The following is a 10534-nucleotide window of genomic DNA, read 5'->3' on the forward strand; positions in this document are numbered from 1 at the left end:
CTACATGTAGTGCTATAGTCTTTGCCTGCCACAGTGAGTTTTGCTAAGGTCGACAATTTAACGCTGGAGTATCGTGATGACACAGTCGCTACTTCAAATACCGCTGGATATACCTGATGTTTGTATCGAAAAAGTTGAAACCACCGCCAAAGGCGAGTTCATCATCACGGTCAGTAGTACGTTAACCAGTGCAACCTGCCATCAATGCGGCCAGAGGATCGATAAGTTTTATGGCTATGGCAGAGAAATCACCTTGCGTCATTTGTCGATTTTCGATCGGCCGGTTTGGATCAAGCTAACCCCCAAGCGCTATCGATGCCCTGACTGCCCCAAAGGTCCGACGACCACGCAACAATGTGGCTGGTATAACTGGAAAAGCCCCCATACCAAAGCGTATGAGCAGTGGATATTGCGTGAATTGATCAACAGCAGCGTGACCGACATGGACGTGAAGCACGGCATCAGCGCCGAAGCGGCGGAAGGGATTATCAATCGGCACGTGGCCCAACAAGTTGATTGGTCTGCCATCCAAGGCATTCGCTTGCTGGGACTGGATGAAATCGCTTTGAAAAAAGGGCATCAAGATTTTGTGGTCATCGTGTCGGCTATCGATACCGAGGACCATAAGCGGATTCTGGCGGTGCTGCCCGACCGCAAAAAAGAAACGGTTAAAGCCTTTTTGCAGAATATTCCCGAGGCACAGCAACACGCGTTACAACGCGTCTGCGTGGACATGTATGAAGGGTATCGCAACGCCGTCTATGAGACATTGCCCGGCGTCGAGGTGGTGGTTGATCGCTTCCATGTCGCCAAGCATTATCGAGACGGCGCCGACCAGGTCCGCAAGGCGGAAATGAAAAAACTCAAGAATACCCTGTCTGCCGAGGATTATGCCAAGCTGAAAGGCGCGATGTGGGCTTTTCGGAAGCGCTGGATGGAACTCTCTGCCGATCAGCAAACCGTTTTGCTTTTTCTATTCCAGCAAGCCCCCATTTTGCGAGAAGTCTATATCCAACGGGAGCTTTTGACGGGTATTTTTGAGCGCCGACTCAATAAGGCTGAGGCCGAAAAAGCCTTGGATCGCTGGATGGAGCATATCAAAGTCTTGAAGTTGAAGGGCTTTGATGCGTTTGTCAAAACCTATCAAAACTGGCGAAATGAAATCACCAACTATTTCATTCGCCGGGAAACCAGTGGCTTTGTTGAAGGGCTTAACAACAAAATCAAAAGCATCAAACGACGCTGCTTTGGCATTTACAATACCGTCCGCCTGTTTCAGCATATCTGGCTTGATATCGAAGGGAGACGGTTGTTCGGTTATGCATAACCCTATATGTCGGGGCTACTCCGCGAAATACGGAAGAGCCAAAATTATAAACCCCTGTCGGCTCCAGATAGGCCGCCGCCATGGTCGCCAATGCCGCGCCCAAGCTATGTCCCGTGATCCATAGCGGCTTTTTCCTGATGCCAGGCCGCTCCAGTACGTCCAGTATGTGGCGCCAGCAATCACCGCTCAACGCATGATAAAACCCCGCATGCACCCTGCCCCTGCCCGGAAAATCAACCGGCATGAAGTACGCATCGGTCAATACATCCTTGAAAACATCCTGTTCGGTCCCGCGAAACACCAGCATAACCGCTTCGTCATTCGATACGATCAGCGCTTGAGTATCCTTGATGGGCTGATCCTGACTATCTTGCTCCTTTCTATCGTCGATAAAGGCTTCCAAAGTCAACCCCATGCGCTGCAGCACAGGCTCGGCATCCGCTTCATCGTAGTAAACCAAATGACTGAGATTACACAACCACCAGGCATTGACTAGCGACAACCCTTGGGCCTCGGGATCAAAACACCAACTGGCCTGGTGCTCAACAAAGGCTGGAAAACGTTCGGCGTGATAGACTGCATCGCGGGTAAAATTTGGCTGCATAAAGCCCCCGAACCGGAATGTGATAATGCACAAAGTCTAGACAAAATGGCTTGAACATGAAACTGGCGCTTGAAAAAAATCGATGGAGCCTCATCTCAGCGGCAACATCCCATTTTTTAGAGGTATCAACATGCGAATGGATAAACTCACCAGCAAATTCCAGCAAGCACTCGGCGACGCGCAGAGTCTTGCCCTGGGCAAAGACCATCAATTCATCGAACCGCTGCACGTGATGCTGGCATTGATCGACCAGGAAGGCGGCAGCGTCAAGCCCTTGTTGCAACAAATCGGCATTCAGGTCAATGCGTTGCGAGGCGATTTGCTCAAGGAAATCGATAGACTGGCCAGCGTGTCCGGCGCCGGCGGCGACGTGCAAATTTCCAACGAATTGTCACGGATGCTGAATTTGACCGACAAATTGGCGCAAAAGCGCAAGGACGCCTATATCTCCAGCGAATTGTTCCTGCTGGCGACACTGGAAACCACCGGCACCTTGCAAAACCTTCTGAAGAAGGCCGGCGTTACGACCGCGGCCGTCGAAAAAGCCATAGACAATCTGCGCGGCGGCCAGACCGTCAACGACGCCAGCGCCGAAGACCAGCGCCAAGCCCTGAAAAAATACACCATCAACCTGACCGAACGCGCCGAACAAGGCAAGCTCGACCCCGTGATCGGCCGCGACGACGAAATCCGCCGCACGATACAAGTCCTGCAACGCCGCACCAAGAACAACCCGGTCTTGATTGGCGAACCCGGCGTCGGCAAGACCGCGATCGTCGAAGGCTTGGCGCAACGCATCGTCAATGGCGAAGTGCCGGAAGGGATCAAAGGCAAGCAATTGTTGGCTCTGGATATGGCGGCCCTGATCGCCGGCGCCAAATTCCGCGGCGAATTCGAGGAACGTCTGAAAGCGGTGCTGAACGACATCGCCAAACTGGAAGGCCAGGTGATTCTGTTCATCGACGAGTTGCACACCATGGTCGGCGCGGGCAAGGCCGAAGGGGCGATGGATGCCGGCAACATGCTGAAACCGGCCCTGGCGCGCGGCGAGCTGCATTGCGTCGGCGCTACCACGCTGGATGAATACCGCAAATACATCGAAAAGGACGCCGCCCTGGAACGCCGCTTTCAAAAAGTGTTGGTCGACGAGCCCAATGTCGAAGACACCATCGCGATTTTGCGCGGCCTCAAGGAACGTTACGAAATCCATCACAGCGTCGACATCACCGACCCGGCCATCGTCGCCGCCGCCACATTGTCGCACCGCTACATCTCCGACCGCCAGCTGCCGGACAAGGCGATCGATTTGGTCGACGAAGCCGCCAGCCGCATTCGGATGGAAATGGATTCCAAGCCCGAGGCGATGGATAAGCTGGATAGGCGCTTGATTCAACTGAAAATCGAGCGCGAAGCCATGAAAAACGAAACCGACGCCGCCTCGAAAAAACGCCTGGAAACCTTGCAGGAGGAAATCGCCGAACTGGAAAAGGAATATTCCGATCTCGACGAAATCTGGAAGGCCGAGAAAGCCGCGCTGCAAGGCACAGCCACGATCAAGGAGCGCCTGGAACATGCACGATTGGAACTGGAGGCCGCCCGCCGCGCGCAGGACTACACCCGCATGTCCGAACTGCAATACGGCGAAATCCCCAAGCTGGAAAAGGAACTGGACTTGGCTTCGCAAGCCGAAATGCAGGAAGCCAAATTATTGCGCAGCAAGGTCACCGAGGAGGAAATCGCCGAAGTCGTCTCGAAATGGACCGGCATCCCGGTTTCCAAAATGATGGAAGGCGAACGCGAAAAACTCTTGCGCATGGAAGACGAACTGGCCAGACGCGTGGTCGGCCAGACCGAGGCCTTGAAAGCCGTCAGCAACGCCATCCGCCGCTCCCGCGCCGGCCTGTCCGACCCCAACCGGCCCAATGGCTCGTTCCTATTCCTGGGCCCGACCGGCGTCGGTAAAACCGAATTATGCAAAGCCCTGGCCGAATTCATGTTCGACACGGAAGAAGCCATGGTCCGCATCGACATGTCGGAATTCATGGAGAAACATTCTGTGGCTCGCCTGATCGGCGCGCCTCCCGGTTACGTCGGTTACGAGGAAGGCGGCTATTTAACTGAAGCCGTGCGCCGCAAACCCTATTCGGTCATTCTGCTGGACGAAATCGAAAAAGCCCACGCCGACGTGTTCAACGTGCTTTTGCAAGTCTTGGACGACGGCCGCCTGACCGATGGCCAGGGCCGGACGGTGGACTTTAAAAACACCGTCGTGGTGATGACCTCCAACCTGGGCTCGCACATCATTCAAGAGCTGGCCGGCGAGGAGAATTACGCAAACATGAAAGACGCGGTAATGGAAATCGTCGGCCAACATTTCCGCCCGGAATTCATCAACCGTCTCGACGAAGCCGTGGTTTTCCATCCGCTCGGCCAGGGCCAGATTCGGGCGATCTGCAAAATCCAGATCGAACTGTTACGCCGCCGGTTGCAGGAAAAAGAAATTGGTCTGGAAATCAGCGAATCGGCACTGGATTTGCTCGGCGAAGCCGGCTTCGATCCAGTCTACGGCGCCCGTCCGTTGAAGCGGGCGATTCAACGGCAACTGGAAAACCCGCTGGCCAACGAGTTGTTGTCCGGCCGTTTCATGCCGGGTGACATGATCAAAGTGGACAAGGCCACCGATGGGTTGACGTTCAGTAAATAAATCAACGGTTACGGGTTACGACGACCGCATCGGCTAGCAAGCGTCGTAACCCGGCACCTGAAGCTTAATCGCACCGTTGGTTTTACTCTCTCGCGTTGCTCAGTTCTTGCGCTAACTGCTTGGTTTTCCGTTGAATCAAACGGGTATTTTCCGGCCCCATGCGCAACATCAATTTAGCGACGGGGTTTAGTTTTTCCAGTTCTGCATCGGCAAACTTGTAAAACACCGACGGCCTGACCACTGGGATCGGCTGTTCGATGATCGGTGCCGCCAGGATTTGCGCCGCGGCTTTCAAAAACAGGTCGTCCATCGGTCGCTCCGGCGGGTAGCCAAATTGATCAAAAACCTGCGACAACAAGGGCTTGAATTTTTGATATGCCATTATGGCCGCCCTGGCATCGATGCCATCGATAGCCTGCGCCAGGCTGTCATAACGGCGGTAGCTTGCCTCGGCAATCACTGATCCGTTATCGGTTTGTTGCACGCTGAAGGCTGCGGGTGGCTGCAAAAATTGCCTGTGTTTTTCCAGCCACAAACCTTGCGAAAAGTCATTGGCGATGATCAGGTATTTTTTGATCAATTGGTCCGTCGCCAACCAGGGCGCCAGTTGCGGAGATACGCCGAGCATGGCTTGGCGCATCATTTCGTCGCTATCGGCAAGCTCCGGCAAAGGCTGCGCTACAGCAGGCGAGGCCTGAATCGCGAAATCAGGCGGGTCTGTTGGTGCTTGCTCTATTGCCAACTGATCGGCCGTCTGCTGGTCTGCCTGGACGGTGTCGGACGCAAGCGGCAGTTCGATCTGTTTGATTTCAGGCTCTGCCGCGCGTTGCTCAGTTCGGTCAAGATACAGCCAGCCGCCCGCCAGTAACAGCACGCCAATCGCGCCTATTACCAAGCCGTTCGATTTTTTGCTGTCTGTTTGATCATAACGCCCCATTGCAGCCCCCTTTTTGCCTTTCCAACCAGCAGCCTGTCACGATGCCTCAAACCTCTATCCGTTTGGCGAAAAACACACTGTCGACCGCCATCAGAGGAAATCTGGCCGGTAAAGCCTGTTTGTCGATTTCGATAAAGCCGTTTTTCCGATAAAAACGCTGAGCGGATTTGAATTGCTCCGTCGTGCCCAGATAAATCTCCCGCATGTGTTTTTGCTGGCACCAACACAACAGCGTATCCAACAACCGCCCGGCAACGCCGTGTTGACTACCGCGAAACGGCGCGGCGACGAACATCTTGCGCACCACGCCTTGGCCATCGCCTATGTCCAATAAGGCGATGCTACCAATGACGCGCGCATCCTGCAGCGCCAGCCAAAAGTTGCCGGCAGCGTGTTGATAAGACGCGGGGATATTCAGTAAGTCGGGTTGATCTTGCAGCGTGAGCGGAAGACCGAATTCATGTTGTTGAATCGGCAGAATCAGGGCTATCACGCCGGCTTGATAGTCAGCTGAAAAAGGGACGATGTCCATCACGCTGCCCTCGCTTTCCAAAATGAGTTTGGTCGTAGGAACGCCTTACAAAGCAGATTTCCCTGGCAGGGACCTCGTATCGACGACGTTAATGGCTCACACCGGACAAAAACGGCACGAAGGTCACGGGTTCGATGATTTCGTCGATAAAACCGTCTTCGCTACGCGTGATGCGATGCAATTCCTGACGCGTTTCGGTGCCGATAGGAATCACCATGACCCCGCCGACGGCCAATTGCTGTAACAAGGCCTCTGGAATCTCGCTCGGAGCCGCCGCCGCCAGTATCGAGTCGTAGGGGGCATGCTCCGGCCAGCCCCAGCCACCGTCGCTGTGTTTGAAGCCCACGGTTTTGATGTCCAGCTCCCACAGCAAGTCACGGGCTTTTTTCATCAATGGGGCGATGCGTTCGACCGAATAAACCTGTTCGGCCAACTTTGCCAAAATCGCGGTTTGGTAACCGCAGCCAGTGCCGATTTCTAACACCTTGCCCAGCGCGCGATTTTGCATCAGCAATGCGGTCATCTTGGCCACGATGTAAGGCTGGGAGATGGTTTGATTGTGCCCTATCGGCAGGGCCGTATCTTCATAAGCCCGGCTTTCCAAAGCCTCGTCGACGAAGACGTGACGAGGGATTTCCGACATCACCGCCAGCACCTTGCCGTTACCAATCCCTTGCTGCCTAAGCCGGCTAATCATGCGTTCCCGGGTGCGTCGCGAAGTCATGCCCATACCCTGCAAACGTCGCTTCATGCTCATGTCTCCAATGCTAGCCACTCGCGCAATCCTTCCATGCGGTCGTAGCGGGTCAAATCCAGTTGTAAGGGTGTGATTGACACGTAACCATTGCGTATGGCGTCGAAATCGGTGCCCGGCCCCGCATCCTGCTCGCAGCCCGGAGGCCCGACCCAATAAATGGTATGGCCGCGCGGATCGTTGGTGCGAATCACGGCTTCAGCCTTATGCCGCTGCCCCAATCGCGTCGAGAGCAAGCCTTTGATCTGGTCTAGCGGCAAGTCCGGCACATTGACGTTCAACAGGGTATCTTGCGGCAAGGGATAGGCTTGAATTTTCCGCATCAAGGTCACGGCCACCTCGGCGGCGGTATCGAAATGTTTGGGATCGCTGCCGACCAGCGAAATTGCTACCGCCGGCAAGCCGAGGAAACGGCCCTCGGTTGCCGCGGCCACGGTACCGGAATAAAGGACGTCGTCGCCCAGATTGGCGCCGTGGTTGATGCCGGCAAACACCATGTCCGGCTCGTGCTCCAATAGTCCGGTAATGGCCAAATGCACGCAATCGGTCGGGGTACCATCGACGCGCACGAAACCGTTGTCGCACAGCGTCGCCCGCAGCGGCATATCCAGGGTCAGCGAGTTGCTGGCCGCGCTACGGTTTTTATCCGGACACACGACCGACACCTTGGCATGCTGCGCCAGCGCGTTCGCCAGGGCATTAATGCCCTGAGCCAAATATCCATCGTCGTTGCTGATCAGAATGTGCATACTGTCGTGAAACACTTTAAAATTGCCGCATATTAGCAAAAAAACCGCAAAACCAGCAGCTTACGTGAGAAAAAAAACCACTTCCGCAGACGACAGCGCCTTGTTCAGAAGCACTGTCGGCAACGTCCGGCGCGTCGACACCAATACGGTGAATCTAAGGCCCGATAAAAAACCGCGCCCGGTGCCGGCATTCAAACCCTTGGAACAAGTCGATCCCTTGCAGAATGAAGTGGGCGAGAGCCTGGAAACCCTGTTTCAAGAAGACAAGGTCGGCTTTCTGGCCCCCGGGTTACAAAAAAGCGTGCTGAAAAAACTGCGTAAAGGCTATTACGGCCTGGATGCCGACATAGACCTGCATGGTTTGACCAGTCGCCAAGCCCAGCAGCAGTTATTGCGTTTTTTGCATTACTGCGTGGAAGATGGCTGCCGCTGCGTGCAAATCGTACATGGCAAAGGCTACAACTCGCCGGATAATCAGCCTGTGCTGAAAAACGACATCAATTTATGGCTGCGCCAGCACAAGGACGTGCTGGCTTTTTGCTCCACGCCGCCCAGGGCCGGCGGCACCGGCGCCCTCTATGTGCTGCTGAAATTGTCCGACAAATTCGGCCAGCCGGAAGACGAATTGTAAGCCGATGGCCGACATTCGGAGTTTCCCACCCATTGCCAATGCCGCCGCCCGCCTATTGATTCTGGGCAGCATCCCCGGCAAGGCCTCGCTGGAAGCCCACGAATATTACGCCCATCCTCGCAACCTGTTTTGGCGCATCATGGCCGACCTGTTGAACTGCGGACCGCTACAAGATTACCGCAGCAAAACCCAAGCCCTGCTGACGGCACATATTGCCCTGTGGGACGTCATGCAATCCTGTTATCGGCCGGGCAGCCTGGATGCGGCCATCGACAAAAACACCATTGTCGTCAACGACTTCAATGTTTTTTTTGCCAGCCACCCCAAGATAGACCGGGTGTTTTTCAACGGCGCCACCGCCGAGCACGCCTTTCGCCGCCTGGTGCTGCCGCAGCTAGTCAATCCAGCGTTGACGCTACAAAGACTCCCATCCACCAGTCCGGCGCACGCGGCGATGAGTTATTCGCAAAAACTGGCTGCCTGGCAAGCGCTAATGGATTGAGAAGCCGATCAATCGCGACAAGCCTCTCATGCGACATTCGATGCGCTTTGTTAGGCCCCCCTATGCGATACTAACGATCATGAAAAAGCAGCCTCACCCCGATAAACAAAAGCTTGCCCGCAAAGAGCTTGACAAAATCTTGAAAACAAAACCAAACTGACTTGCAAAAAGCCTGTCGGCTAACGCGAATCTCTAAGTCAATACCGCTGCGAGGCCCCATGATGAAACCACTCACTCAATCTGTCGCCATCGTTGTCATGGCTTGCAGCATCTGCGCGCCGAATATCGCCCACTCAAGTCTGGCGTCGGCCGAATTCCATTGGCTGGGCGACGGCGGCTACAAAGCGTCTGGAACTTTTACTTATAACGATACGCTCGAATCCATATCCGCCAAAGGTAGCAACTATGACGGCGGCTTCAACAACGGTTTGGACCATCTTGACATTAGCTTTTACGATCCCTTTGACAATCTTCTATTCAATACCACGAATGTACAAGATGGCGTGGTTTCCTACGAGTATCTACAGTTTACATTCAACCCCGGCACGATGGCGTTTGAAGATTATTTCGACTTGGGCGCCTATAGCGAAGACAGTGAAGCCCTCTATTACGTATGGGGACAAATGGGATCTGGAGATTCCTATCTGGAACGTAGCGACGGGGTAACCTTGGACTCGCAGGCCATTCCCGCGATCACCGTAAGGCCAGCCACCATCCCGTTACCGAACGGCCTTGCCCTCTTTGTCACGGGCATATTGAGTTTGCTGGGCCTCAGGAAATTGGCGTAAGCCCATTCTTGGAAAAGCCAGGGCCTGTTTTCGGCGATGGCCTTGGTTACGGCAGCCGTCAAACCGACACCTCCACCTCGTAACCCGCAAACTTGCGGATATTGATCACACCGGTATCGAATATCAAATACTGCCCTTTGATGCCTTGCAGCACGCCTGAAATCAGCGGGTTCTTATCGAAATTGAAGGACTTGACCTTGACGGGATATTGCTGCACCGGATAACGAATCTCGGAGGGCTTGGCATCGCGCAAAAACTGCAATGCCTCCGCGCCAAATTGCTCCACAACAGCAGCCAGACTGTCGCTGCATGTTGCCAGCAACTCGTCGCGCAATGCCGGCAAATCCAAGGGTTGCACGTTGTTTTTCAGCATCTGCTGCCAACTGGTTTTATCGCTGACATGTTCAGCCAAGGCCACTTCCACCAGACCCGACACATGCCGGGACAACACCTCAAACACCGGCAAGGCTTGCACGGCGCCCTGGTCTATCCAGCGCGTCGGAATTTGCGACTTGCGGGTAATCCCCACCTTGATGCCGGAAGAATTGGCCAGATAGACGATATGCGGCTGAAAGCAGAATTCTTCGCCCCAGCTCGGCTCGCGACAGGTGCCGTCGGCGTAATGGCAGGTTTCCGGCTTCATGATGCACAGGTCGCATTGCGCCAGCTTGATAAAGCATGGGTAACAATACCCCTGGTTAAAGCTTTTATTGGTCTTTTTTTGGCAATGCACGCAAAAGATTTGCCCTGTGTAGCGCAATTGCATGGATTGCCCCAACAAGGGATTCAGCTCCAGTTCGGCCTCGCCAACCGGCAAACGGTATTGCACCGGCTCCGCCAGTTGCGTCGTCATTTTTTCCAAACAGCCCTGCACGATGTCAATCTCGGTCTCGTTAAATCAGTCGGCTATAATGACAGCGTTTTTGATTTGTACAAGGCGGAAGTGAATGTCTTTTTTCCAGACGGGCCCGTTTTTTTATCCCCCGTACCAAGCGATTGCCGCCGA

11 protein-coding genes are annotated in these 10534 nt (G+C 54.5%); 5 read left to right on the forward strand and 6 right to left on the reverse strand.

Annotated features, from left to right (window positions below; genetic code table 11):
• Positions 1-76 precede the first annotated feature (76 nt).
• Entirely contained in the window at positions 77-1327 is a 1251-nt protein-coding gene (locus NM686_RS19600; protein WP_255187011.1) for an ISL3 family transposase, read from the forward strand.
• Here the strand turns inward: NM686_RS19600 and NM686_RS19605 are convergent.
• Entirely contained in the window at positions 1233-1931 is a 699-nt protein-coding gene (locus NM686_RS19605; protein WP_255189503.1) for an alpha/beta fold hydrolase, read from the reverse strand. The two genes, NM686_RS19600 and NM686_RS19605, sit on opposite strands and share 95 nt — an antisense overlap.
• A 130-nt stretch (positions 1932-2061) precedes the next feature.
• Here NM686_RS19605 and clpB point away from each other — a divergent pair, with 130 nt between their 5' ends.
• Positions 2062-4635, forward strand: a complete 2574-nt coding sequence (clpB, locus tag NM686_RS19610) for an ATP-dependent chaperone ClpB (RefSeq protein ID WP_255189504.1) — start codon at positions 2062-2064, stop codon at positions 4633-4635.
• 82 nt (positions 4636-4717) lie between these two features.
• On the opposite strand, the gene NM686_RS19615 is transcribed toward clpB, so the two are convergent.
• The 4 genes from NM686_RS19615 to surE all read right to left on the reverse strand — a co-directional run bounded on the left by NM686_RS19615 (position 4718) and on the right by surE (position 7607).
• Entirely contained in the window at positions 4718-5572 is an 855-nt protein-coding gene (locus NM686_RS19615) for a DUF3014 domain-containing protein (protein ID WP_255189505.1), read from the reverse strand.
• A gap of 46 nt (positions 5573-5618) precedes the next feature.
• Positions 5619-6104, reverse strand: a complete 486-nt coding sequence (locus NM686_RS19620) for a GNAT family N-acetyltransferase (protein ID WP_255190454.1) — start codon at positions 6102-6104, stop codon at positions 5619-5621.
• Between the two features lie 88 nt (positions 6105-6192).
• Complete coding sequence (locus tag NM686_RS19625) at positions 6193-6855, reverse strand: protein-L-isoaspartate(D-aspartate) O-methyltransferase (RefSeq protein ID WP_255189506.1); 663 nt, start codon at positions 6853-6855, stop codon at positions 6193-6195.
• Between the two features lie 2 nt (positions 6856-6857).
• A complete protein-coding gene (gene surE, locus NM686_RS19630; protein WP_255189507.1) occupies positions 6858-7607 on the reverse strand; it encodes a 5'/3'-nucleotidase SurE in 750 nt (249 codons plus the stop codon).
• 64 nt (positions 7608-7671) lie between these two features.
• Between surE and NM686_RS19635 the strand changes: the two genes are divergently transcribed.
• From NM686_RS19635 to NM686_RS19645, 3 genes are all read left to right on the forward strand, one after another.
• Entirely contained in the window at positions 7672-8238 is a 567-nt protein-coding gene (locus NM686_RS19635; RefSeq protein WP_255189508.1) for a Smr/MutS family protein, read from the forward strand.
• 4 nt (positions 8239-8242) lie between these two features.
• Positions 8243-8740: a DNA-deoxyinosine glycosylase gene (locus NM686_RS19640; RefSeq protein WP_255189509.1), complete on the forward strand. Its 498-nt coding sequence runs from the start codon at positions 8243-8245 to the stop codon at positions 8738-8740.
• Between the two features lie 218 nt (positions 8741-8958).
• A complete protein-coding gene (locus tag NM686_RS19645) occupies positions 8959-9528 on the forward strand; it encodes a hypothetical protein (protein WP_255189510.1) in 570 nt (189 codons plus the stop codon).
• Positions 9529-9586: 58 nt separating this feature from the next.
• On the opposite strand, the gene NM686_RS19650 is transcribed toward NM686_RS19645, so the two are convergent.
• Positions 9587-10381 (reverse strand): DUF2797 domain-containing protein, encoded by a 795-nt coding sequence (locus tag NM686_RS19650; protein ID WP_255189511.1) that lies wholly within the window; start codon positions 10379-10381, stop codon positions 9587-9589.
• Between the last annotated feature and the right edge of the window lie 153 nt (positions 10382-10534).

The sequence above is a fragment of the Methylomonas rapida genome, from assembly GCF_024360925.2.
GTDB lineage: Bacteria > Pseudomonadota > Gammaproteobacteria > Methylococcales > Methylomonadaceae > Methylomonas > Methylomonas rapida.